This window comes from Pontibacter sp. SGAir0037 (assembly GCF_005491705.1).
GTDB lineage: Bacteria > Bacteroidota > Bacteroidia > Cytophagales > Hymenobacteraceae > Pontibacter.
The window spans coordinates 2,506,802-2,532,999 of sequence record NZ_CP028092.1 but is presented as its reverse complement, the minus strand read 5'-3'; the positions used below and the strand labels follow the sequence as shown (position 1 = coordinate 2,532,999).

Genomic DNA, 26,198 nt, shown 5'->3' with positions numbered 1-26,198 from the left:
GCAAACAATCACCCGTTTCAAGTGCAAAGATAATCAACAGTAGGTTTTACTAACGCAGGTATGCCCTTCAATGATACCAACAGGGGACGTTAGCCCGGTCGCCTGCTCTCTCACGAAACAAGGAAATAATGCTTCGGAAGCTAATTGCTAAAGCATTTAGAGCACATGTAATAGGGCGTCTGCTGTAAACAGGTACAGTTTTAATCTATAATTTGTGGCAAGCGTACTATTATTTGTAGTTGCTGCTGTATGGGTGGCAAATGATTTTCAATATTTATAAAAAGAAAATTTAAATGGCAGATCAAAAAACTCCGTCTTTCGAAAAGACTTTTACCATTGGGGGTGACTTTACCGTGAACCGGATGGGATTTGGAGCTATGCGTATCACCGGAGAAGGTATCTGGGGACCTCCCAAAGATAGAGACGAGGCAATACGGGTGTTACAGCGGGCAGTGGAACTGGGCATAGACTTTATTGACACGGCTGACAGTTATGGTCCTCATGTTTCAGAGGAACTGATTGCCGAAGCCTTACAGCCTTATCCTGAAGGCTTGGTAATAGCTACCAAAGGAGGCTTAACCCGTACCGGCCCCAACGTATGGCCTATCAATGCAGACCCTGATTATTTGCAGGGCGCGCTGGAGGGCAGCCTGAAGCGGCTGAAAGTAGACCAGATTGATTTATACCAGCTGCACCGCGTAGATCCGGAAGTGCCTTACGAGAAGACCCTGGAGTTTCTGCAGCGGGTACAGGAAGAGGGGCTGGTGAAACATATCGGCCTTTCCGAGGTAACCGTGGAGCAGATTAAAAAGGCCCAGGAGTTTGTAAAGGTGGTATCGGTGCAAAATAAGTACAGCGTCGATTTCAGGAAATGGGAGGCGGAGCTGGAGTATTGCGAAGAGCAGGGGATGGCTTTTATACCCTGGAACCCATTGAACGCTAACAACAAGCAAAGTATGGAGAAGCTTACCGAAATGGCCGAAAAGCACAGTGCTACCCCACACCAGATTGCGCTGAGCTGGCTGCTGCACCGTTCGCCCAACATTCTACTGATACCGGGTACCTCTAAAGTAAAACACTTGGAGGATAACTATAATGCTGTAAATATCTCGCTTTCAGAAGAAGATATGCAGCAGTTGGAAGAGATTGAAAGTTGAATCAGAGGATTTTGCTCTCTAAATCTTATAATCAACTGACCGGCTAGTCAGGCAAAAACAAAGCGGCCCCTCTTCTAATAGAAGAGGGGCCGCTTTGTTTTTGCCTGAGATCATTTATCGCAGGCTATATTAATTAACTTCAGAAAACTATTTGTCGTTTTCGTAGCCTGCTTCTTTTACTATTTTGTTGTACACACCTAAAAGCAAAAACGGTGCAGGCCATTGGCCGACAAACAAAGCTTCTTCATCTTTCTTCATGATCTTTAATGTAGCAGACACAGCCATTGAGCCTAATGCTGCCCATAAGAATACATCAGAAGGTAGCTTAGAAGTATATTTTTCAATTGCCGATGCTACTGGTCCTTCTTTGTGATCCGGATTAACGTTGTCTGCTTTATTTTTTAATTCTTTTGCTGAGGTTTCCATAGTTTAAATTTTGGTTAATGATTTTTTATTGTTCCTAATGAAAACGTATAGAGTAATTCTATTGTTTAGCTTCTTCGAATAAAAAAATGAAAAAGTCCTCTGAAATAGCACCATTAAAGCTATTTTCGCACATATAAGATTTTAACAGCAACACTTTTTTGCATTAGAACAATATGGCAGACCTGTACCACCGTTAGATACTGCATAAAAAAAGCCTTTGCCGGACGTATCAGCAAAGGCTTTTTTTATGTATGCCAGTCGGTTAAATAGCGTGAGAAAGCTTCTTCTCTTCCAGTTCTGCAGTTTCTTTTTCAAGTTCTTCTGCAGTCTTGTCAATTAGAACGATCTCTGTTTTCTTATCCAGTCCGAACTTCGCCATAATGCGGTCGAAGCCATAGTAGATGATTGGCACCACGATCAGGGTCAGGAACATAGATGAGCTCAGACCACCAATCAGCGCCCAGGCCAGGCCATTTTTAGTGGCAGCCACAGAACCTCCGGCCAACGCGATAGGCAACATACCTATTACCATCGCCAGCGTTGTCATCAGGATAGGGCGGAAACGGATTCGAACAGCTTCTATCAAGGCTTCTTTCACTGCCACGCCCTCGGCTTTCAGGTTGTTGGTAAAGTCAACCACCATAATCGCGTTCTTGGCAACCAGACCGATCATCATGATAATACCCAGGATAGAGAAGATACTCAGAGACTGGGCAGCCAGCGCCAGGGCCAGCAAGGCACCGATAATCGCCAGAGGTATAGAGAACAATACTACCAGCGGATAAATATAAGAATCGTACAGCGCCACCATGATCAGGTAAACGAAGATGATGGAGGCCAGCAAGGCAATACCCAATGTGCCAAAACCTTCGCTCTGGTTTTTCAGGTTACCGCCAAACTCGATGCTTACACCGGCAGGCATTTTAATCTCGGCTATTTTGGCTTGGATATCAGCACCTACCGAACCGGAAGGACGACCAATTACCTGTGAATTGACGGTGACAGAAGTTACACGGTTGTAACGCTCCAGCTGCGACGGACCAGTTGCCTGTTTAATATCTGCAAACTGCGCCAGGCGTACCAGCCTTCCCTGGCTGTTCACGAAGGACAGGTTGCCAATGTCGGTTACGCTACGGCGGTCAAACTCATCCAGGCGGATGTTGATGTCATAATCTTCTGTACCGGAACGGAACGTCACATCGGAGTTACCGCTGAAAGCCAGCTGCATGCTTGCACCTACGTTTTCCAGCGACAGACCGACACTCGCCATCTTGTCACGATCTACCACTACTTCAATCTCAGGGTTACCACCTTCCACCGACGTTTCCACGTCTACTGTACCGTCTACACTTTCAGTAATTGCCATTACTTTCTGAGAGAAAGACATTACGGAGTCCAGGTTGGAGCCAGAGATAATAAGCTGGATCGGAGCCTGTGAGTTACCAACCAGACCTACAGGTACAGGTGTTACTTCCACATCAGGTATCTGGCTTTCAATGTCTGCCTTGGCCTGGCGGCTAAACTGGTCGGTGCTGAAGTTACGTTCCTTCACATCTACCAGCGTTACCGATACGTCTGCCTTATAGGCTGTATTCTGGCCTTCCTGTGCCGAAGAAGTAGTACCTACTGTAGTAAATATTCTGCTTACTTCAGGAATAGCCTGCAAATACTGTTCAACTTGCTTGGTAGCAAAGTTTGTTTGCTCTACTGTGGCATTCTTCGGTAATTCCAGCTGAAGACTTACTTCGCCACGGTCGCCGGCAGGTATAAACTCTGAACCGATAAAGCCGAACGGAACCAGCATAAACGAAGCAACCAGCAGCAGGATTGTTACACCCAGCGTGATGAACTTATGGTTGAAGGCCCACTTCAGGGTATCTGTAAAGCCATCGATGATGCGGTCCAGCAGGCGCTCGAATGCAAGTATAAACCGGCCAAACATATTCTTGTCCGATACGTGCTCCAGTTTAGAGAAACGGCTGGCAAGCAGCGGAATCAGTGTAAAGGCTACGAACAGGGAGATCATGGTTGCCACGGCTACCACCACCGCAAACTGACGCAGAATGTCTGACACCAGGCCGCTTGAAAGGGCAATCGGAATAAACACAACCACAATTACCAGGGTAATAGAGGTTACAGTTGCCATAATCTCACGGATACCGTCATAGGCAGCCTGAGCCGGATTCTTACCCATCTCCATGTGGCGGTGAATGTTCTCAATTACCACAATGGCATCGTCCACCAGGATACCAACCACCAGCGAGAGTGCCAGCAACGACATCAGGTTAAGAGAGAAGCCGAGCAGGTACATGGCTATAAAGGTAGCCACGAGCGAGGCCGGAATCGAAATCATTACAATTACCGCGTTGCGCAGCGAGTGCAGGAATAAGAGCATCACCACAGCTACCAGTATAACCGCAATTACTAAGTCGTGCATTACCGAATCGGCTGCCTCCAGCGTAAAGTCCGAAGAGTCGCTGGCAATATTGAATTTCAGTCCTTCGGCAGTATAGGTCTGCTCCAGTCTGGCAAGCGCCTCTTTTGTCAGGCGGCTTACTTCCACGGCGTTGGCATCCGACTGCTTCTGTATAGTGATACCTACCGAAGCGTTCTGGTTTACGCGGGTTAATACTTCCGTATCTTTCTGCGTATCCTGTACTTCTGCCAGGTCAGCAAGGCGTACTATCCCGTTCTGGTCTTCCCGGATGATCAGGCTGCGCAGTTGGTCCAGCGACTCAAATTTACCAGCCAGACGAATCTGTGTCTGCCCGCTTTCCTGCTTGATTTTACCAGTAGGGAAGTCCAGGTTAGAGTTGCGGATCTTCTGTTGAACCTGCAGAATAGAAAGGCCATAGGCTTCCAGTTTGTTTGCATCTATGTTTACCTTGATCTCACGCTCCTGGCCACCTAAGATTTTAATGGCAGCCATACCTGGTACGCGCGACAGTTCAGGTTTTACCTTCTTGTCGATCAGGTCGTAGAATTCTGTTGCTGTCAGGTTTGCGGTAGCACCCATCTTAATGATAGGCAGGTCGTCGAAGTCGAATTTGTTTAGCGTCGGCGCATCAGCATCGTCCGGCAATCTAGCCAGGATGGTGTTGATCTTACGTTGTGCGTCCTGTAAGCTAAGGTCTACATCGGTACCCTGGTTCAGCTGAATCGTGATAATGGAAAAGCTTTCCAGTGAAGTACTTTTCATTTCTTTCACGTTCTCCAGCGAAGACAGCGCATCTTCGATTTCTTTCGTTACCGAGTTCTCTACCTCATTTGGCGAAGCACCCGGATATATGGTACTGATGGTAAGTACAGGCGGGCTGAACTTAGGCAGCAGCTCATAGTTAAGCGATTGGTAGCTGACAACACCCAGGAGTGTGAGGACTGTGAAGACCACCACCACAATGGTTGACCGCTGTATGGATAATTTGGTTATATTCATTTCTAAATTCCCTGATTGTTAAATAAAGGAGTTAACTTTAGTATTAGAGGGCTTTTACCTGTATGCCTTCGCGCAGGTTAATCTGGCCGCTTTGTACTACTTTTTCACCTGTCTGTACACCGTCCAGAATCTCAACTCTGTCTTGTGTTACAGTACCTACTCTTACTTTGCGAAGTGCTGCTTTCTGGTTTACCACCACATACACACTCGGATCCTGTATACTACCTACAATAGCCTGGCGAGGCAACAGCAGGGCATCACGCTGATCGGATATTTCAAAGAAAGCTGTGCCATACATACCAGCCCTCAGATTGTTGTTTGAAGCGTTTTTCACTTCAACTTCTACATCGTATTTTAAGGTCGGGTCGGATTGGGCGGCTACTGCTGTTACAGTACCTTCGTATTCCTCTCCGCCTCCGGCATTTGCTCTTACAGTTACTTTGCTGCCTCTTTCTACCAGCAATACCTCCGCTTCAGAAACCTTTACATTCAGTTTCAGGCGATCCACATTTACAAGGTCATAGAGTTTTGCACCCGGGTTTAGGTAAGAACCAACTTCCACATGGATCTCATTTATCTCACCACTGAAAGGTGCTGTAATGTTGGTTTTAGTAAGGCGCTGACGTGCAGCTACTAACTGAGCCTGTGTCGCGTTCACCTGCAGGCGGGCCTCTTCTAACTGGCGTTTGGTGATAGCATCACCTTCTGCCAGGTTCTCAAAACGGGCTAAATCTCTTTTAGCTTTCTCATAATTGGCCTGAGCAGTAGCCAGGTCGGCGTTCATGGTATTGCTTTCTACCTGCACCAGCAGTTCACCGGCTTTTACCCTGTCACCTTTGCGTTTTAACACGCGCAGTACCTGTCCTTGTGTTTCAGAAGTTAATGTCAGGCTTTGGTATGGCCTGAAGTTACCCTGCGCTATAAAGGACTTATCCAGTTTTTCTACTTTTGGTTCTGTAATGGCAACCGGAATAGCTTCACTTCTGATCTCAGCTACGGCAGCTTTTTCTGTCATTTCCTGTTTGTTCTTGTTGAGAGTAAAGGCAACAGCGCCTATCAGGATCACAACAACGAGGATATAAATCAGTTTTTTCATTTTATTGTATGTACAGAATTGATGTTATTTAATTAGGTTATTCAGTTCACCTCTGGCTTTCATATAATCCAGCTGTGCGATTTTATATTTTAGTCTTTCGTTGTTCAGGTTAGTCTGTGCTTCTCTTAAGCTTACTTCTGCATCCAGTAAATCCGTAAGAGGAGAAAGACCTTCTTTGTACAGATCGTTGGTGGTATCATATACCTCCTGGGCCAGGCTTACATTTCGTTCCTGGTTTTGAATAGTCAACTGGCTGGTTGCAATTTGCTTCAAAGCATTATCCAGACTCAGTTGTGTGCCAAGTGTCAGGTTTGTAATATCCAGATCAGTTTTCTGCATTTCAATCTGGGCCTGCTTTAACTGGTTCTTTCTCTGAAAGCCATCAAAAACCGGTATATTTAATCTAACGCCTAACACAAAGGTGTTAAACCAAGGCTGATTAGTATCAAAGAAGTTAAATTCCTTGCGCTGCGCCTGGTATGAGTACTGGCCAAATCCTGCTAATGTAGGAAAAGCTTTTCCCCTGATGTTTTCAATGTTCAGGCCATACAGTTTTTTCTGGGCTTGCAGTAACTGGTAATCTACACGTTGTGTCAGCACATCAGCAGCATTGGTATTAACAGGTAATGCTACATTGTCCAGCGTGGCATTGTTTTCTATTTCAATTTGCTGATCCAGGGGCATGCCTATGAAAAACTTCAGCGCATTCTTCTGTTGCTCATAAGCTGTTGCCAATGCCTGGCGCTGATTTTCCAGGTTCGTTTTGTTAACGGTAATGCGGTTAACGTCTACTTTCTTGGCAAAATCATTCTTGTACTGCAGTGTAAGTATTTTCTCCAGTTGCACCAGGCGATTGAAGTTGGCTTCCACCGAGTTAAACTGCTCTTTCGTCTGAAGTGCTAGTAAATAGGCCGAGCTAACATTGTATATCACATCCTCCTGGCTCATTCTGGTGCGAAGCTCATACAGGTCACGCGTAGTTTGAGCAGCTTCTAAACCTACAAAGTATGATTTGCTAAAGATGAGTTGAGATAGCTCAAAACCCGCATTGGCATTATACTTTGTGCCAAATTGTACTGGAACATAAGTTCCTGGCTTTCCAACAATTTCACCTGGTAGCAACTGAGTAGGAATAGACGGATAAATACTTAATTGTCCTGTACCATTAATCTGTGGCAAACCAGAGCCTTTGGTTTCCTTTATCATGTATTCAGCACCTTTTTCATCCAGTAGTGCTTTCTGAATCCCTATGTTATTGCTGGTGGCGTACTGCAGTGCCTCCTGTAATGTCAGTACATTGCCTCCTGACTGGTTTTGTGCATAACTAAACCTCACGCCAAGCAAAAGGAGGAGACTTAGTAGTAAATGCTTCTTGATCACGGTTTATAAATTATTAGTTGGTTTATATAATTATGTTTGGTTCAGAAATAAAAGAACTAAAATGATAAAAAAATTAGCTGTTTTGTTCTTCCCACTTTTTAAGAAGGTTAGGCAGTTCCTGCTGAACAAACTCTAAAAAGCTGCTCAGCTCTTTTATATTCTGGTTATATGCTGTTGTTTCTTTGGTTCTTACTTCCAGCACCTGTGTTAACAGATCTTTGAATTTTGTTAAGCCCTGGATCTTATCAGCAAAGTTCTCACGCCAGTTTGAAACTTTCAACCTGAAGTATCTTTTTCTGTCACCGGTGAAGGTGATATATTCCAGCTGGCCTGTTTGCAAAAGCAGGTTAACAGCATTGCTGGTAGCGCTTTTGCTGATGCATAAGGCAGAGGTAATTTCATCAAATGTTAGTTCAGGACTATCAGAAAGCCAAAGCAGTCCCATCACACGTGCTGCAGCAGGCTGCAAACCTACGTTTTCGTAGAAGATACCAATCTTCTCTACAAGGGCCTTTTTATTTTCTGTTAATTCCATTAATTTCGTTGTTATCATACCTACTCAACAGCACAAAGGTAGTGTATTGTTCCGTTAGTTCATAATTTAAAGAACTAAATTTTTTATATTTTTATTTCCTTCTTTTTGGCACTCCATATAGCCTCTGAAAAGCTTTAAATGGGTGGCCGTTATAAAATTTCACTTCTTAGTCATCATTTAAGCCCCGTCTGCAGCCCGCACAAAAGATATTACTGCAGATCCTGATTAGAACAAACGGGCATCCTTGTTGAGTTTAGCTTTTACAAACTTTTTCTTTCCTGCTCCGGCTGGTTGCCTTGGTGGCAAAAGAAGCAGAATTAAAAAACATTCCCGAACTTTACGGGACTATGCCGACATCAGAATTTCTTTTTTCCCTGCCTGATCTTCCCGTTAAAGATGCCCTCCCGGACCTGCTGCACACCCTCGAAAAGCATACGCGGGTGGTGTTGGAAGCACCTCCCGGTGCCGGTAAAACGACACTGGTGCCTCTGGCGCTCTTAAATGCTGCCTGGAGAAATAAAGGAAAGATCCTGTTGCTGGAGCCTCGCCGCCTGGCAACACGTGCCGCCGCAGAGCGAATGTCTGCCCTGCTGGGAGAGCTTATCGGCCATACGGTGGGCTACTGGGTGCGGATGGAGCATGTGGTTTCCGGTGAAACAAAAATTGAGGTCGTGACAGAAGGCATTTTGACACGCCTGTTGCAGGAAGACCCGGCTCTGGAAGGTGTAGCAGCTATAATTTTTGATGAGTTTCATGAGCGGAACCTGCAGGCCGATCTCGGATTAGCCCTTGCGCTTGATGCACAGGCTGTCCTGCGCCCGGACCTGCGCTTGCTGGTAATGAGTGCTACACTGGATGCTGTTGCAGTTGGCGCGTGGCTGGAAGCCCCGGTGGTGCGCAGCGAAGGCCGCCAGTTTCCCGTGGAAACACATTATTTAGCACCTGTAGAGGTGGCTGCTGCAGGAACCCGCCCGGCAGAGCGGCTTTCTCATTTAGTACCTAAGCATATCCGGCTTGCCCTGGAAAAGCATGAGGAGGGAGATATACTGGTATTTTTGCCTGGCATGGGCGAAATGAAGCGTGTTGCCCGGCAGTTGGAGGAGCGACTGCCGGTTACTACAGACCTGCATATTCTGCACGGCGACCTGGCCCTTTCCAAACAACTAGCTGCTATTCAGCCTGCACCGAAAGGCCGCAGAAAAGTGGTGCTTGCCACCAGTATAGCCGAAACCAGCTTAACAATTGAAGGTGTAAAAATAGTGATTGACGGAGGCTTTGCACGGGTTCCCAAGTTTATCCCCCGCACTGGCTTAACAACGCTGGCTACCATACCTGTTTCGCAGGCAGCCGCCGATCAGCGAAGAGGCCGGGCAGGCCGTTTAGGGCCTGGCAGTTGTTATAGGTTATGGTCAACGGCCGATCAACTGCAGTTGCCACCCCGCCAGGAACCTGAAATAAGAGAGGCCGATCTGGCTGGTCTTGCTCTGGAACTGGCAATCTGGGGTACAAAAGATGTAACAGCTCTCAAATGGCTGGATGTTCCCCCGGCTGCGGCGCTTGCACTGGCCCGGGATCTTCTGCTAAGGCTTGAGGCAATTGATGTGGCTGGCAACCCGACCAGCCATGGAAAAGCGTTGGCATCTCTAGGGCTGCCCCCGAGACTGGGGCACCTAGTTATGCGGGGCTATGAACTGGGATTTGGAGCTACTGCCTGTGCATTGGCAGCATTACTTTCAGAAAAAGATATTCTGAAGCCCATGCAGGCAGGGCAGGGCGAGGTGCTGCCCGATTTGCACCTGCGGCTGGAGCTATTAGAAGGTAAAAGGCCGCAAATACCGGGTTTTGTGACAGACGAAAATGCTTTGAGAAGGGTGAAGGAGCAAGCCCGGAATCTGCGCCAGCGTCTGCGTATTACGGAGCATAGATTAAACCTGGATGCAACAGGTTTACTGACAGCACTGGCTTATCCTGATCGATTAGCTCAGTTGGAAAGTTCAGGCCGGGTGAGACTGGTAACAGGACAGAGAGCATCGCTGGCAACAGAGCTGTTTTCAGAAGCAGCTTTTTATGGTGTAGCACATTTGGAAACAGGAAAGGCAGCACGGGTTTTATTGGCTGCCCCCGTTTTAAAAGCTGAGATTCTGGCACATTTTGCTGAACAGGTAGAAGTGCTGCAGGAAGTAAAATGGGATGTAACGGCTGAAAAAGTGGTGGCCCGGGAGCTCAAGCGTTTAGGAGCCTTGGTGCTGGAAGAGGCTAACCTGGCAAAACCTGATCCTGATGTAGTGGCCAGTGCCTTGCTAGAAGCTCTGCAGGAGAGGGGAGTGGAGCGGCTGCCCTGGTCGGACGAAGCAAAAAAGACAAGGCAAAGACTTGCGTTTCTGCAAGAGCTGAACCCCGCAGGCTGGCCTGATGTATCAGATACTGCCCTGGCATCTACAATGGAGCGCTGGCTGTTGCCACACCTGGCAGGGCTGAGGTCGCTGGACCAGGTATCCAGGTTAGATTTTAATGAATTACTGCTGACTGAGCTAAGTTGGGAGCAACGGCAGGAAATGGACAGATTAGCACCTTCACATCTGCAGGTGCCGAGTGGCTCACGTATTGCCCTGGATTATACAGATGTTGCCAGTCCTGTACTGGCTGTGCGCTTACAGGAAGTATTCGGCATGCTCGATACACCAAGAATTGCTGGTGGTAAGGTGCCTGTATTAATGCATCTGCTCTCACCTGCATCCAGGCCCGTACAGGTTACCAAAGATCTGCGCAGTTTCTGGAATAGCGGTTATTTCGAGGTCAGGAAAGATTTGCGTGGACGTTATCCGAAGCACCATTGGCCTGAGGACCCGCTTTCGGCTGTCCCTACACGAGGCACTAAGAAAAGGCATTAATGCTTTGCCAAATTAAGAATTAATAATCGGCGACACCACATAATGAAGGTGACATATAAATTTGGTGAAAGGCGTGCACTGATTCGAAGTTAAGTGGTGCAGTAAATCAGCTTTTGCTCTTCATAAAAAAGCCACAGGCAAAACCTATAAGAAGCTTCGCCTGTGGCTTTTATCTAATTTCTGATATTTAAGTTTAATATCTAATCTCTAGCGTCTAAAACTAAGCTTTAGCATACATTACCTGCTTTACTGCTTCGATGGTGCGCTCTACATTTGGCAGAGAGGCTTCAATAAGCGTAGGAGCATAAGGAAGAGGTACATCGCGGCAAGTAACACGCTTCACCGGTGCATCCATATAATCGAATGCGTTGCTCTGGATATGATAAGCTAACTCAGCAGAAATAGAAGCCAAAGGCCATGCCTCTTCTACCACTACCATGCGGTTAGTCTTCTTCACAGATTCAATCAGTGTTTTATAGTCGATCGGGCGTACAGAACGAAGGTCAATTACTTCGGCATTCACACCGTCTTTTGCCAGTTCTTCAGCAGCAGCCAAGGCTACTTTCATCATCTTGCCGAAAGAAACGATGGTTACATCTGTACCTTCACGTTTGATATCAGCAACACCGATCGGAATCAGGTATTCTTCTTCCGGAACTTCGCCTTTATCACCGTACATCTGCTCAGACTCCATGAAAATAACAGGGTCGTTATCACGAATGGCAGACTTCAACAAACCTTTGGCATCGTATGGGTTAGAAGGAACCACCACTTTCAGGCCTGGGGTGTTAGCATACCAGTTTTCAAAGTTCTGGGAGTGCTGCGAAGACAACATACCAGCGCTACCAGTTGGTCCGCGGAAAACAATAGGGCAAGAATACTGGCCACCAGACATAGACATCATTTTGGCAGCAGAGTTGATAACCTGGTCGATGGCTACCAATGAGAAGTTGAAAGTCATGAACTCAATGATAGGGCGCAGGCCATTCATAGAGGCTCCAACACCTATACCAGCAAAACCAAGCTCAGCAATAGGAGTGTCTATTATACGCTCAGGTCCGAATTCGTCCAGCATACCCTGGCTCACTTTGTAAGCACCATTATATTCTGCTACTTCTTCACCCATCAGAAACACGCTTTGGTCGCGGCGCATTTCCTCTGACATAGCCTCGCGCAGGGCTTCTCTAAACTGTATAGTTCGCATATGATAAGTTAAATCTCGGTTCAGTTGGTAAAATTAAAAGAAGTCTTTCAAAATACAATGTAAACCTGACGCTTTTATGCAGGAGGATGGCCGGAGGTGTATGAGTTGTATATACATTGCCAACTCCGCAGATGGCTTTTACAGCTAATCCAAATAGGGCGGTACAATAGAGACAAACAGAAAAAGTTTAATAATCAGATCGGTAGATGAAATTAACTTGGCTGCCAAGGCTGCAGGAGATGATCGGAAAATTACATTTTACGTAAAAAGGAATTACTTAAATTATTGCCAGTTACAGAACAATTATCAGGATAAAATTTTGTAGGCAAACCAGAATATTATATTTTTATAGTTTAAAATTAAATAAAATGAAACGTCTCCAGTACTTTATCGAGAGTCAAGCCTTTGGCGTGTGCACGATGCTGGGTGAAAAACTCGGCATTGCCAGTAGCAGCATTCGCCTGTCTTTCATATATGTTTCTTTCTTAACCATGGGTTCGCCTGTGCTTATTTACCTGATGCTTGCGTTTTGGCTGAATGTTCAGAAAAGCCTTCGCCGTGAGCGCAGCACTGTCTGGGATCTATAGTTCCTGCACGGTTCTTTTCTGCCTGATAAAATACTCCCAGACAATACTTCCTCTGTATACTCCCGTCATCCGGGGAAATTTTGCTTTTGGCTGTTGTGCCTTTCGCTGCCTGCGCCAGTAACTGCTGTTGCGCAGCAGATCGGCATGGGCATCCAGCACGGCTTTAGCGTCGGCACCCTGGCCGGCAACTACCATTCTTACGGCTGCAACCCAATCCAATATAATCCGGAAACTTACGGTAGCGATTAGTTCTGATGCAGGCAGGTTTTTGTAAAGCAGCGCCAGTCCGTTTCTGAAGTTCAGAAATGTTTTTCTGGGGTTGGATTTGTGCAGCGTGCCGCCACCAACATGAAAAATCTGGCAATGGCCGTTATACATTACTTTATAGCCCGCACTTTTAGCCCGCCAGCAAAAGTCAATTTCCTCCATGTGCGCAAAAAAGGCAGGTTCCAGGCCGCCCAGCTCATGAAAAACCGATGCCCGTACAAACATACAGGCGCCTGTTGCCCAGAAAATTTCCTGTACATCGTTATACTGGCCCAGGTCCTCCTCCAGCGACTCAAACAGCCGGCCACGGCAGTAAGGGTAACCCAACGAGTCCAGCAGTCCTCCGCCTGCACCGGCATATTCAAAAAAATCGGGGTGCTTCTGCGAATTGATCTTGGGCTGGCATACAGCAATGGCAGCATCTGCATCCATCAGGGAAATAATCGGGTCTATCCATTGGGGAGGTACCGCTACATCGGAATTGAGCAACACATAGTAGTCTGCTTCAATTTGACGGAGAGCGTGGTTATACCCTTCGCAGAAGCCCAGATTACTATTATGTTCTATGATACCAACTTCAGGATAGCTTGCTCTTAAAAAAGCAATAGAACCATCGGTAGAGGCATTGTCTGCTACTATAACCCGGCAGCCTGTGCTGTTTGCTATAACCGATGGCAGGAACTCCTGCAGGTAATGCAGGCCGTTCCAGTTTAAAATAACAATTGCCGTTTGGCAGGTATTATAGTCCAAAATTTCCGAGGTCTAAACCAGGTATGTTTGGGAGGAGTCCTTCCGTTTGCTTCTTCATTTCTTCCTGTGCTCTTTCGCCTGCGGTTAGCATCGCGTTGTTTACAGCTGCTACCACCAGATCGTTTACCATTTCACGGTCGTTGGCATTCAGGATAGATTCGTCGATTTCAATTTTAAGCAGCTTGCGCTGCCCGTTTACAGTTGCTTTTACAAGTCCAGCCCCGGATTCCGCTGTAACCGTAATATGTTGTAAGTTATCTTGAGCTTCTTTCATTTTAGCCTGGACATCTTTCAGTTTGCCCATCATGCCGAACATATCAAACATAGTTTTCTTCTTTAGATAGTTAGATAAAGCCAGGCGCATCCTGGCTTGTAGGCTTACGCAAATATACAAGCTAAATATCAGAATTTAGAGTTGATATTCGTAAGCTTGCTGTTTATGAAGTTAATTTCCTTTCCTCTATCCCTTGCAATATCAGCGTAAAATAGTCACAGTGCCTCTCCTGTTTTTCTGCATTCCGTTTCTAAGCGTAACATTTACCTCATATACATAAGCACCGGCTGGCATTGGCTTGCCCTGGTGCGTTCCGTCCCAACTTTGCTGCTGGTCTGAAGAGCTAAAGAGCAGATTCCCGCTCCGGTGGTAGATCTGTATAGTAAATGCTGTAAATGTTTCTCCCTTTACTTCGAACAGATCATTTAAACCATCGCCGTTAGGTGTGAAGGCAGACGGTATATAGAGCCGCAGCTTTTGTTCTATCGCTATACTGTTCGAATAGGAAACTCTATCGTTGTTGGAGGTAACTCTGATGCGGTAGCGTAAGGTTTGTAATTCTTCGTTTAGATTGTTCTCGGTATAGGTATTACCTGTAACCGGAATGGTGGCTATTACCTGTAGATTATCATCCAGCAGCTCCAAAGTATATGATCTGATACCTTCTGCAAAACCTATAAATCCAGACCAGGCAAAAGAAGCAGAAACATCGTTTGGCTGTGCCGCACGCAGTATAACAGGGCAGGTGGTAGAGCTTTCGCTGGAGCTTTGTCCACAGGAGTTGGCATAGTATGCTTTGTAGCAAACCGGGTTCAGGTCGGCATTTGCATCGGTAAACTGTAGTTGCGGAACTGTTGCTATGGCTGCGTAAGGCGCACCTAGCCTGCTTTTATGGTAACTAACACGTGTTGCCTCCTGCCCCTGCGGCACCTCCAGCACCAGTTCTACCTGATTGGCTGTATTAAAAGTAGAATAAAGGGTGCCTGCCGGCGGAACGGAAGTGTTGGAAATAGTAAAGCATTTTTCAGCAGAAACGGATGATGTGCCATTGGTTTCTCTCAGCCGGATGGTATAGCAGTAAGTCTGGTTACAGCTAAAGTCGGAGTCGGTATAGCTGGTTACATCCGGTGCAAGTGTCTGCAGTAAAACGCCATTTCTGTATACCTCATATTGCTGGGGAAACTGTGAAATATCACTCCAGTTTAGCTGTACTTCGTTATTTACCTGTTCTGCCTCCAGAATAAGAGAACTTGTGGGCAGGGTAAAGTCTATCGGATTTTCACAGGCATCCACTGTAAGTACCCGGTATCTTTCAGGAGTGAGGGTATTCACATTTTCAATCCTGACGCTGTTGTTCCCCAGGGCATTTGGTACGATGGAGGCAAGTTCTTCAAAAGGAACAGGACCACCGGTGAAGCGCTCGATGGTATAACTGTAGCCGGCCTGGAGGTTGTTAAGCGCAAGTTCCAGTACCCCACTATTTGGATCTTCCTCAACTACCCTGATTTCAGTGATAGTAGGAGCGGGAGGATTTACAAATGGTGTATAGTTGAAGGTAGCAGTAGCGGAGCAGGAACTGTTTTCGTAGCTGCCCTCCACCGTAATTATATGAGCCTGGTTATCCAGGTAAAAGTGCGGTACCTGGTCTCCCTGATTAACCGTGTAAACAGTACCATCACCAAAATCTATCGTAAAAGTATCGTAGTTCTGATCCGTTATAAGTATCTGTACTTGGTTGTTGCCGCAAGTTATGGTTGTAAAGGCGGGAGGGAGAGCTTCTCTAACTTTATATTCTTTTTCAAATATTTCAGTTATTACCTCTCCATTTGCGTCAACTTTTCCAGTGTTTATGATCTGAGTTATTTTGTAAGTACCGGGATTCTGAAAAGTAACATTTTCTTGAGCTTTAATCAGCTCCTCTTGTTCAAATTGTTGAGGATTGAAGGCTTCAGGACCTGTATAATAGAAGATAGTAGCGCTTTGGTTTGAGCAGTTCGAGAAAGATACTGGGATGCCCGTACAGATATTTTCTACTATAATACCATTCTGCATAGCCTCAAAGCACCTTTGGGCAAAAGAGAAGTTGCATAAGAAGAGGAGCAGTATGGTAAATAGATATCTCAAGTGTAAAACCTGTTTATTCTAATGTACTACTTTTATCTGTTTAAAAGCAGCAATAAGCAAAAAGAAATACTTGTCAGCTAGCAGATAACGCAACAAATTTTCTTAGGTTTTGAATACTCGGCTATCTATTTACCACAGAACTGCATTTTACGTTTTCTGCCATCTGCTAACGAATGCAATGCTTTTTTCTATATAATCGTGCAACACCACATCGGAACCGACAAAAGGTACCTGCTCTCTGTATTGTGCCACTAATTGCTCCAGTGCAGGAGAGCTTTGCAAGGGCCGTCTGAACTCCAGGGCCTGGGCAGCGTTCAGCAGTTCTATTGCCAGTATCCGTTCCACGTTATGCACTACTGTATAAAGTTTGGTAGCAGCATTTGCTCCCATGCTTACGTGGTCTTCCTGTCCGTTGGATGAGGGGATAGAATCTATAGAGGCGGGAGTACAGTATTGCTTGTTCTGGCTAGCGATAGAAGCTGCAGTATACTGGCTGATCATAAAGCCGGAATTTAACCCGGGTTCTGCAACCAGGAATTCAGGTAATCCGCGCGAACCGGATATAAGCTGGTATGTTCTCCGCTCTGAAATATTTCCCAGTTCAGCCAAGGCAATGGCCAGAAAATCCAGCGCCAGCGCCAGAGGCTGTCCATGAAAATTCCCGCCTGATAAGATCACATCTTCGTCCGGGAAAATATTAGGGTTATCTGTTACAGCATTTATCTCTGTCAGGATAATCTCTTCGGCATAGCGCAGGGTGTCTTTAGAGGCTCCATGTACTTGTGGTATACAGCGGAAGGAATACGGGTCCTGCACGTGCAGCTTTTTCTGCTGGATCAGCTGGCTGCCATGGAGCAATTGCCTGAAGTTTGCGGCTGTTTCCTGCTGGCCCTTATGCGGGCGTATACGGTGAATGAGTTCGTGAAAGGGCTCCGGCCGACCATTAAACGCATCCAGCGATAGTGCTCCGATAGTATCGGCTGCATGAGAAAGGTTGCCGGCTTTTAATAATGAATAAACACCATAGGCACTCATAAACTGTGTTCCGTTCAGCAGGGCCAGCCCTTCCTTTGCTTTTAACGTGATGGGTTCCCAGCTGAACAGCTCCAGGACATGCTTCGTTTCGAGTCGGTAGCCCTGGTAGTAAACTTCACCTAAGCCGATCAGGGGCAGGCAAAGGTGGGCCAGGGGAGCCAGGTCGCCACTTGCGCCAAGCGAGCCTTGCTGATACACAATTGGGTAAATGTCTCGGTTGTAGAAATCGATCAGGCGCTTTACTGTTTGCAATTGCACACCGCTATGTCCGTAAGCCAGCGACTGCACTTTCAGGAGCAGCATGAGTTTAACTACCTGTGCGGGTACTTCAGGCCCGGTACCACAGGCGTGAGACATCATCAGGTTGCGTTGCAGTTGTTCCAGGTCTGCCGGGGAAACTTTGTTTTTGTACAAGGCCCCGAACCCTGTGTTGATGCCGTAGATACTCTGATCTGTTGCCTTGATTTTCTCCTGCAAATAAGCATGACATTTCAGAATGTTTGCTTCAGCCTCTTCTGATAAAGCAAGGCTGTAGTTCTGCTCCAGTATAAGGGCTAACTGCTCCAGTGTTAGTTGCTCACCAGAGATATAGTGTACTTTACTCATAGCAGGTATCTAGGCGTTCAGGTGGCTGATCACCTCTTTGATGGTAAGGCTTTGCTGCTGCCCTGTTTGCATGTTGCGAAGCTGTAACTGGCCCGACGCTATTTCTTCTGAACCGATCAGGAGCACATAAGGTATGTTTTTCTGGTCGGCATAGCTCATCTGCTTTTTCAGTTTTACCGCCTCCGGGTAAAGCTCAGATGCAATGCCTGCATCGCGGAGCTGCTGCAGCAAAGGCAGTGCATAGGCTTCCGATGCTTTATCGAACTGGATCAGCAGGACCTGAGTGCTCAGCTGCGCACTTTCCGGGAAGAGCTGCAGTTCTTCCAGTACATCATAAATCCGGTCTACGCCAAAAGAAAAACCTACACCCGATACACCTGGCAGCCCGAACATGCCTGTCAGGTTATCATAGCGGCCACCGCCGCTAATGCTGCCCATGCTCACGTTGTTTACTTTCACCTCGAAAATACAGCCGGTGTAGTAGGAGAGGCCCCTGGCTAAAGTAACATCGAGCATCAGGCGTGGATTGCTGGACGGATTTTGAGCAGAGAGCGCCTGGCTGCCTAATCCGGATAAGTATTGCCATACCTCTTTCAGGTCTGCCAGTCCTCTGCTTCCTTCAGCCGTATGGCCAATAATAGCATCTAACTGTTGCAGAACCTCTTCGTTGCTACCCGAAAGGCTGAAAAGAGGCTCCAGTTTATCCACAGCTGCTTCGGCTATACCACGTTCCAGCAGCTCTTTGCGTACTCCCTCCTGGCCGATCTTGTCCAGTTTATCAATGGCCACACATATTTCGCCTTCACGCCCTTTTTCACCGATTGCCTCTGCTATGCCAGCCAAAGCTCCCCGGTGGTTTATTTTAATGGTAAAGTCGGTAAGGCCCAAGGTGGTAAGTACCTCGTTGATCATCTGTACAATTTCAGCTTCACAAAGAAGAGAGTTTGTACCTACCACATCGGCATCGCATTGGTAAAACTCTCTGTAACGGCCTTTCTGAGGTCTGTCGGCACGCCATACAGGCTGTATCTGGTAGCGCTTAAACGGAAACGAGATGTCGTTTCTGTTCATGACCACATAGCGGGCAAAAGGCACTGTTAAATCGTAACGGAGTGCTTTCTCCGAAATTTTGCGGGTCAGGTGTCTGGCACCCTGTTCTATATCTGAGGCTGTTGTTTTAGATAAAAAGTCGCCCGAATTCAAAATCTTAAATATAAGCTGATCGCCCTCCTCGCCATACTTGCCGGTTAGGACCGACAGTTGTTCCATGGCCGGGGTTTCCAGGGGCAGATAGCCAAACTTTTCGAAAGTACGCCTGATAATGTTGAAAACATAATTGCGCTTTACAACAATATTAGGTCCGAAATCACGTGTTCCTTTTGGTATAGATGGTTTTTCTTTGCTCATGCCTTCGTATTTGAAGGCGAAGTTACTAAAAACTAAAATATGAGGCAGTTTTTACTGGCTTTTGCTCTTAAAGCCGTTGCCTCCAAGCAGGTGAAACAAACGTATCTATGCATCAAATTTTATTTTTCTGATGTTTTTGCTGGTAATAACGACTTGTAATACTATATTGACAGCTAATAAGATAGCGCCTGCATAATCTTTATGTTCTATGAAGTGCCCTGCATGTAGAGCTGCACATAACGAATTATAAGTTTTATTTCAGAGCTAGTAAGAAAAGCCGAAGAAGGTTAAAGTTTCCGCTAATTAATGTTACAACATTTAATAAATAAATCCTTGTCTTGATTATCAACTTTATGTAAGTTTGCGCCCGAATGAAGAAGTTGCTATTTAGTTTTTTTCTAACGCTAGGTATTCTCCTGTTGAGTGGGTACAGTCAACTGTATGCCCATGCGTTAGAATACTTTAGCCCGAAGGCTTCTTCTCAAAATCTGGCGGCATCCGGGTTTTCCAGCTTCGGCACAGACCACTATAGCCAGGCTTTAGTCCTCCTGAAGCACCTCTCTTCTGTTTCTGAAAAAGAAATTCACACTAAAATAGATGTTGCAGAGATTGAGGAGAAAGACGATGAACTTACTTTTTTCAAAGAGCTTTTAGAGAGCGGCAATTACTTTACGGCTCTCGTTTATACCCTCACACTCGCTTATTTCTTTTGCTTCATTAAAACGAGCTTACTGTTCTGTAAGCAATTTTCTTATACCTTATCTAAAAGACGGTATCTCATATTCCAGGTATTCAGAATATGATGTAATGCCCGGCAGTTTCACCTGCCTTCATCATCTTAGTGCCTTATAGCCTGGCCCAGGCATTGTTGCAACTGATTTGTTTTGTTTGCCTCCCATTCTTAAGAGGAAAGAAAACGGTAGTTCAGCGGAACATTACGATGATGCTTATCACCACCTGTTTGCATCGCCACAAGTGGCAATGCACCCTAATTAAATAAACCTGTTTCTATTACTAATAATTGCCAGTCATCCAAAGGCAATATACCAGATGTACTGAGCCCGTGTATCATGCATACACCATCCAAAATCATCAACCAAACCTTACCATTTTAAAAGCAAATCATCATGAATATCATGAAGAATTTTCTCATGCTTATGGCATTATGTGTCTTATTATGCCATACAGGCTGTGAATCAAAAAAAGAAGAAAAGGAACATGAAACCGAGTTTTTGGTCACAAGTCCGATTAAAATGGATACTACCATTACGGAGGATTATGTGTGCCAGATCAGTTCCATCAGCCACATCGAATTAAGAGCTCAGGAAAGAGGCTACCTGCAAAAGATCTATGTAGACGAAGGCCAGTTTGTAAAAAAAGGACAGCTGTTGTTTCAGATCATGCCGACGCTCTATGAGGCAGAACTTCAGAAAGCACAGGCCGAAGCCAACTTTGCTCAGATCGAGTATCAGAACACCAAAAGGCTGGCAGACAGCAATATAGTTGCTCCCAATGAACTGGCCATGGACAAAGCCAAATACGACAAGGCCAAAGCTGAGTTGGCACTGGCACGTGTTCACCTGCAGTTTACCGAAATCAGGGCACCCTTCGATGGCATCATCGACCGCTTTCGTGTAAGGCTGGGAAGCCTGGTGGATGAGGGAGAACTGCTTACTGAGCTATCTGACAACAGTAAAATGTGGGTTTACTATAATGTTCCGGAAGCAGAATACCTGGAGTATCAGGCTAAGGAACATACGGGCAGCAAAGCCAATGTAAACCTGTTAATGGCTAACAATAAGCAGTTTGAGTATCCGGGCGTGGTAGAAACTATAGAAGCCAACTTTAACAACGAAACCGGAAACATTGCTTTCAGGGCTACATTCCCGAATCCGAAAGGACTGTTAAGGCATGGCGAAACCGGTAACGTGCTTATGAGTGTGCCAATGAAAGATGCGCTGCTTATCCCGCAGAAAGCCACTTTTGAAGTACTGGACAAGAAATATGTATATGTAATTGATAAAGACGATGTGCTAAAGTCGAGGGAGATAACCATAGCCGCTGAAATGCCACACATTTATGTTGTGCAGAATGGCTTGGCCGAAGGAGATAAGTTCCTGCTGGAAGGCCTTCGTCTGGTACGTGAAAATGAAAAAATACACTACAAGTTTATGAAGCCTGATGCTGTTATCTCGCAGCTGGATTTATATGCAGAATAATCAGGTATCCTAAAAAGCAGAAATAATGTTTAGTAAATTTATAAAGCGACCTGTATTTGCGATTGTAATATCGGTCATGATTGTGTTTGTAGGCACCCTGGCTGTAAAGCAGATGCCTATTTCTCAATTCCCGGAAATTGCACCTACCACTGTAAATATTTTTATTGCCTATCCCGGAGCCAGTGCCGATGTGCTGGTGAAATCCACACTGATTACCTTAGAACAGGCCATTAACGGTGTTCAGGATATGCGCTATATAGCTACGGATGCAACCAGTGCCGGCGAGGCTACCCTGAGGGTAATTTTTGAACCAGGCACCGATCCCAATGATGCCGTTATACGGGTGAAAACGAGGGTAGACCAGGTAATGCCACTCTTGCCGGAACTCGTCCAGCGCGAAGGTGTGGTGATTACCCCTATCCAGCCGAGTATGTTGATGTACGTTAACCTCTACTCGAAGAGTGAGAGTATGGACGAGAAGTTCCTGTTCAACTATGCTACCGTTAAAATGATTCCTGAAATACAGCGGACCAAAGGGGTGGCGCGGGCACAAATTCTCGGTAGCCGCAGATATGCGATGCGCATCTGGCTGAACCCTGATCGTATGCGGGCTTACAATATTTCGGTAGATGAAGTAATGAAGGCACTGGGGGAGCAGAGCATTATTGGCCGCCCGGGCAGGTTAGGCCAAAGCTCCGGTATAGCAGCGCAGTCGCTGGAATATGTGCTCACCTACAAAGGCAGGTATAGCGAACCGGAAGAGTATGAGAATATCATTATCCGGGCCAATGCCCAAGGTGAAAGCATACACCTGAAAGACATCGCCACGGCTGAACTGGGTAGCGAATTCTTTGATATTTATTCTAACCTGGACGGCCACCCTTCAGCAGCCATCGTGCTAAAGCAGAACTACGGCAGTAATGCCAGCGAAGTAATTGAAGAGGTAAAAGCCAAGCTTGAGGAAATGAGACCTTATTTCCCTCCCGGGATGGATTACAAGATCAGCTATGACGTATCACAGTTCCTGGATGCTTCCATTGAGCAGGTAATTCATACCCTCCGGGATGCCTTTATACTGGTTGCCATTGTGGTATTCATCTTCCTGGGCGACTGGCGCTCTACCCTGATCCCGATCCTGGCGGTGCCGGTGTCGCTGGTAGGGGCATTCTTCGTGATTCAGTTTTTCGGGCTTTCCATTAACCTGGTAACACTATTTGCGCTTGTGCTGGCGATAGGTATTGTGGTGGATGATGCCATTGTGGTGGTAGAGGCCGTCCATGCAAAAATGGAGGAAAAGCCGTATCTATCGCCTTACAGAGCTGTGCAGGAAGTGCTTGGCGAAATTAGTGGGGCTATTATCGCCATTACCATGGTAATGGTATCGGTGTTCCTGCCTATTTCATTTATGTCGGGCCCGGTAGGTACTTTTTATCGCCAGTTCTCCATTACCATGGCCAGTTCCATCGTTATTTCGGCCCTGATCGCTCTGACGCTAACCCCGGTACTTTGCGCCATGCTGTTGAAGAACCATCATGGTAAGGCTAAGAAGAAAAACCTGCTTACCAGGTCGCTCGACAGTTTTAACAGGGGGTTTGAAAAACTTACCGGAAGATATGTAGGCCTGCTAAGGTCGATTGTGAGCAGAAGGTGGCTTACTTTCGGTATACTACTGGCATTTGGTGCGGGTATTTTCTACGAAAACCAAGTTCTGCCGGCAGGCTTTATACCGAACGAAGATCAGGGTACCATCTATGCTATTATCCAGACGCCTCCGGGCTCTACCCTGGAAAAAACAAACCAGGTATCTCAAAAGCTGCAGAAAATTTGTGAGGAGATAGAAGGAGTAGAATCTGTATCTTCTTTGGCTGGTTATGAGATTATGACTGAAGGACGCGGATCTAATGCGGGTACGTGTCTTATTAACCTGAAAGCCTGGTCGCAACGGGAGCATACCGTAAAAGAAATTATGGAAGAGTTAGAGGAGGAGACCAAAGGACTGGGCGCTGTGATTGAGTTCTTTGAACCACCGGCCATTCCGGGCTTTGGCTCTTCAGGCGGTTTTTCTATGCGTTTGCTGGATAAAAATACCGATACCGACTACCACGAGTTTGATAAAATAAACCAGGAGTTCCTTGAAAATTTACGCAAGCGCAAAGAGCTGACAGGTCTGTTTACCTTTTTCGCTGCCAATTATCCGCAGTACGAGCTGGAGATAGACAATAGCCTGGCAATGCAGAAAGGAGTTTCTATTGATAATGCGATGGAAAACCTGAATATTTTAATTGGTAGTACCTATGAGCAGGGCTTTATCAAGTTTGGCCAGTTCTTTAAAGTATACGTGCAGTCTGATCCTAAATTCAGAAGGCTTCCATCTGATCTTTTAAAGCTTTTCGTTAAAAACGATCAGGGTGAAATGGTGCCTTACTCATCGTTTATGAAGCTTAAAAAAGGGCAGGGACCCAATGAAATTACTCGTTTCAACATGTACAATTCAGCAGCCATTCAGGGGCTTCCGGCTAAGGGGTATACTACTGCAGATGCCATTCAGGCCATACAGGAAGTAGCCAGCCAAACCTTACCAAAAGGCTACGACATCGCCTGGGAAGGCTTGTCTTACGACGAAGCTAGCAGAGGAAACGAGGCGCTTTATGTGTTCCTGGTGGTGCTGATGTTCGTGTACTTTGTGCTGGCGGCACAGTATGAGAGCTTTATTATTCCGCTGGCGGTGGTGTTCTCTCTGCCTGTTGGGGTGTTCGGTTCCTTTATGTTGCTGAAACTAATGGGGCTGGAGAATAACATCTATGCGCAGATAGGTCTTATCATGCTGATTGGTCTGCTAGGTAAAAATGCCGTGCTGATTGTTGAGTTTGCCGTTCAGAAACGGCAGGAAGGGGCTTCTATATTCGAAGCTGCTATAGAAGGAGCCAGAGTTCGTTTCCGTCCGATCCTGATGACTTCATTTGCCTTTATTGCTGGGTTAATTCCGTTGATAATTGCAACTGGTGCAGGAGCCATTGGTAACCAGACCATCGGTGCTTCTGCCCTTGGAGGTATGTTGTTCGGAACAATTTTCGGCGTCATCATCGTGCCAGGCTTGTACTACATATTCGGCCACCTGGCAGATGGCCGTCACATGATTAAAGACGAAGAAGAAACTCCTTTAACCGAAGATTATGTTCACCACAATGTTTAAAAGAATCATATATAAATGTGTAGGAGTAGCTTGCCTGTCTTTAGCTTTTACGGCTTGCATAACTCCATCAGTAGTAGAAAGAACAGCGAATACGGCTGTACCTGCGAGTTTTAACAACTCGCAGGATACAACTAATATAGCAAAGATGCGGTGGAAAGATTATTTCACCGATCCTTATCTGACAGCCTTAATTGATACGGCGCTGCAGCACAACCAGGAACTGAACATCACGTTGCAGGAGATTGCTATTTCCAGAAACGAAGTAAGGGTTAGAAAAGGGGAGTACTTGCCCTTTGTAGGCCTGCAGGGTTCAGCCGGCGTTGACAAAGTGCCTAGATACACTAACATAGGGGCAATGGAGGCTACCACCGAAATTAAGCCGGAAAAAGAAATGCCAGAGCCTTTGCCAGACTTTTTAGTCGGAGCCTATGCTACCTGGGAAGTAGATATCTGGAATAAGCTGCACAATGCTAAAAAGGCGGCAGTGAGCAGGTATTTGTCTTCGGTTGAAGGTCGAAACTTTATGGTTACTAACCTTATTGCTGAAATAGCTGATTCTTATTTTGAATTGCTGGCCCTTGATAACCAGTTAGCCATTGTAAAGCAGAACATCGATATTCAAAGCAATGCCCTGCGAATTGTGAAGCTACAGAAAGAAGCTACCAGGGTAAACGAACTGGCTGTCCGCAGATTTGAGGCGCAGGTATTCAGTACCCAAAGCCTGCAGTACGACATTCAGCAGCGGATTACCGAAACGGAGAACAGGATAAATTTTCTGCTGGGCCGGTACCCGCAGACAATTCCTAGAAACGCCGAGTCTTTTAACACTTTAGTCCCAGCTACCATTCATGCCGGACTGCCGTCGCAGTTGTTAGCCAACCGCCCTGATATTAAGCAGGCGGAGCTGGAGTTGGCAGCATCCAAGCTGGATGTTAAGGTGGCCAAAGCACAGTTTTATCCTTCGCTGGGTATATCTGCAGCTATTGGTTACAGGGCCTTTAATCCGGCATACTTGTTAAAAACACCGGAGTCGTTGCTGTATACTTTGGCAGGAGATATAGTGGCACCCTTAATTAACAGGAATGCCATTAAGGCAACCTATAGTAGTGCCAGCGCCAAGCAGCTACAGGCAGTGTACAACTACGAGCGTACTATCCTGAATGCGTATCTGGAGGTGGCTAATCAGTTGGCTAAAATCGATAACCTGGAAAGAAGTTATGATCTGAAATCGAAGCAGGTACAGGCACTAACGCAGTCCATCGATATTTCTAACGATCTGTTCAGATCAGCAAGGGCAGATTACATGGAAGTACTCATGACGCAACGCGATGCCCTGGAGTCGAGGTTTGAACTGGTTGAAACCAAAAAGCAACAGATGAGCGCCCTGGTAAATATTTACCAGGCATTAGGTGGCGGATGGAATTAAAATCAATGCTGTAACAGCAATACCATTCAAAAAGCAGGAGCCCTCATTTTACAGATTTGTAAGATGAGGGCTCCTGCTTTTTGAATAGTATTCTTACTGGTTCAAGGTTTGCGGAGCGGTACTATGTTAATGCAGGCGCTGTCAAAGTGTTGTCTCTAAACACACAAAACAGCAATCAATTTGCA

18 protein-coding genes are annotated in these 26,198 nt (G+C 46.1%); 7 read left to right on the top strand and 11 right to left on the bottom strand.

Annotation, left to right across the window (positions count from 1 at the left end; translation table 11 throughout):
- Positions 1-293: 293 nt before the first annotated feature.
- Entirely contained in the window at positions 294-1,157 is an 864-nt protein-coding gene (locus tag C1N53_RS10300) for an aldo/keto reductase (RefSeq protein ID WP_137759230.1), read from the top strand.
- Between the two features lie 147 nt (positions 1,158-1,304).
- Here C1N53_RS10300 and C1N53_RS10295 read toward each other — a convergent pair whose 3' ends face one another.
- The 5 genes from C1N53_RS10295 to C1N53_RS10275 all read right to left on the bottom strand — a co-directional run bounded on the left by C1N53_RS10295 (position 1,305) and on the right by C1N53_RS10275 (position 8,030).
- Positions 1,305-1,583: a hypothetical protein gene (locus C1N53_RS10295; RefSeq protein ID WP_137759229.1), complete on the bottom strand. Its 279-nt coding sequence runs from the start codon at positions 1,581-1,583 to the stop codon at positions 1,305-1,307.
- Positions 1,584-1,845: 262 nt separating this feature from the next.
- Positions 1,846-5,019 carry an efflux RND transporter permease subunit gene (locus C1N53_RS10290; RefSeq protein ID WP_137759228.1) on the bottom strand — a complete coding sequence of 1,058 codons (3,174 nt, stop codon included), beginning with the start codon at positions 5,017-5,019 and terminating at the stop codon, positions 1,846-1,848.
- A 43-nt stretch (positions 5,020-5,062) separates the two neighbouring features.
- Complete coding sequence (locus C1N53_RS10285) at positions 5,063-6,115, bottom strand: efflux RND transporter periplasmic adaptor subunit (protein WP_137759227.1); 1,053 nt, start codon at positions 6,113-6,115, stop codon at positions 5,063-5,065.
- Positions 6,116-6,139: 24 nt separating this feature from the next.
- Positions 6,140-7,495, bottom strand: a complete 1,356-nt coding sequence (locus C1N53_RS10280) for a TolC family protein (RefSeq protein WP_137759226.1) — start codon at positions 7,493-7,495, stop codon at positions 6,140-6,142.
- 73 nt (positions 7,496-7,568) lie between these two features.
- Positions 7,569-8,030 (bottom strand): GbsR/MarR family transcriptional regulator, encoded by a 462-nt coding sequence (locus tag C1N53_RS10275; RefSeq protein ID WP_137759225.1) that lies wholly within the window; start codon positions 8,028-8,030, stop codon positions 7,569-7,571.
- 347 nt (positions 8,031-8,377) lie between these two features.
- On the opposite strand from C1N53_RS10275, the gene hrpB reads away from it, so the two are divergent.
- Positions 8,378-10,921: an ATP-dependent helicase HrpB gene (gene hrpB / locus C1N53_RS10270; protein WP_137759224.1), complete on the top strand. Its 2,544-nt coding sequence runs from the start codon at positions 8,378-8,380 to the stop codon at positions 10,919-10,921.
- Positions 10,922-11,141: 220 nt separating this feature from the next.
- On the opposite strand, the gene C1N53_RS10265 is transcribed toward hrpB, so the two are convergent.
- Positions 11,142-12,125 carry a pyruvate dehydrogenase complex E1 component subunit beta gene (locus tag C1N53_RS10265; protein WP_137759223.1) on the bottom strand — a complete coding sequence of 328 codons (984 nt, stop codon included), beginning with the start codon at positions 12,123-12,125 and terminating at the stop codon, positions 11,142-11,144.
- 368 nt (positions 12,126-12,493) lie between these two features.
- On the opposite strand from C1N53_RS10265, the gene C1N53_RS10260 reads away from it, so the two are divergent.
- Positions 12,494-12,712 carry a PspC domain-containing protein gene (locus C1N53_RS10260; protein ID WP_137759222.1) on the top strand — a complete coding sequence of 73 codons (219 nt, stop codon included), beginning with the start codon at positions 12,494-12,496 and terminating at the stop codon, positions 12,710-12,712.
- Here C1N53_RS10260 and C1N53_RS10255 read toward each other — a convergent pair.
- From C1N53_RS10255 to hisS, 5 genes are all read right to left on the bottom strand, one after another.
- Complete coding sequence (locus C1N53_RS10255; protein WP_137759221.1) at positions 12,707-13,729, bottom strand: glycosyltransferase family 2 protein; 1,023 nt, start codon at positions 13,727-13,729, stop codon at positions 12,707-12,709. The genes C1N53_RS10260 and C1N53_RS10255 overlap by 6 nt on opposite strands.
- Entirely contained in the window at positions 13,719-14,054 is a 336-nt protein-coding gene (locus C1N53_RS10250; protein WP_137759220.1) for a YbaB/EbfC family nucleoid-associated protein, read from the bottom strand. The genes C1N53_RS10255 and C1N53_RS10250 overlap by 11 nt, the downstream gene beginning before the upstream one ends.
- A gap of 150 nt (positions 14,055-14,204) precedes the next feature.
- Positions 14,205-16,127 carry a gliding motility-associated C-terminal domain-containing protein gene (locus tag C1N53_RS10245; protein WP_137759219.1) on the bottom strand — a complete coding sequence of 641 codons (1,923 nt, stop codon included), beginning with the start codon at positions 16,125-16,127 and terminating at the stop codon, positions 14,205-14,207.
- A 147-nt stretch (positions 16,128-16,274) separates the two neighbouring features.
- Entirely contained in the window at positions 16,275-17,768 is a 1,494-nt protein-coding gene (hutH, locus tag C1N53_RS10240; RefSeq protein WP_137759218.1) for a histidine ammonia-lyase, read from the bottom strand.
- 9 nt (positions 17,769-17,777) lie between these two features.
- Positions 17,778-19,175: a histidine--tRNA ligase gene (hisS, locus tag C1N53_RS10235; protein ID WP_137759217.1), complete on the bottom strand. Its 1,398-nt coding sequence runs from the start codon at positions 19,173-19,175 to the stop codon at positions 17,778-17,780.
- Positions 19,176-19,546: 371 nt separating this feature from the next.
- On the opposite strand from hisS, the gene C1N53_RS10230 reads away from it, so the two are divergent.
- The 4 genes from C1N53_RS10230 to C1N53_RS10215 all read left to right on the top strand — a co-directional run bounded on the left by C1N53_RS10230 (position 19,547) and on the right by C1N53_RS10215 (position 26,013).
- The gene (locus tag C1N53_RS10230) at positions 19,547-19,978 is read left to right on the top strand and encodes a hypothetical protein (protein ID WP_137759216.1); all 432 of its coding nucleotides are present in this window, start codon (positions 19,547-19,549) and stop codon (positions 19,976-19,978) included.
- 333 nt (positions 19,979-20,311) lie between these two features.
- The gene (locus C1N53_RS10225) at positions 20,312-21,394 is read left to right on the top strand and encodes an efflux RND transporter periplasmic adaptor subunit (RefSeq protein ID WP_137759215.1); all 1,083 of its coding nucleotides are present in this window, start codon (positions 20,312-20,314) and stop codon (positions 21,392-21,394) included.
- A 25-nt stretch (positions 21,395-21,419) separates the two neighbouring features.
- Entirely contained in the window at positions 21,420-24,587 is a 3,168-nt protein-coding gene (locus C1N53_RS10220) for an efflux RND transporter permease subunit (RefSeq protein ID WP_137759214.1), read from the top strand.
- A complete protein-coding gene (locus tag C1N53_RS10215; RefSeq protein ID WP_137759213.1) occupies positions 24,580-26,013 on the top strand; it encodes a TolC family protein in 1,434 nt (477 codons plus the stop codon). The genes C1N53_RS10220 and C1N53_RS10215 overlap by 8 nt, the downstream gene beginning before the upstream one ends.
- The last annotated feature ends 185 nt before the right edge of the window (positions 26,014-26,198 follow it).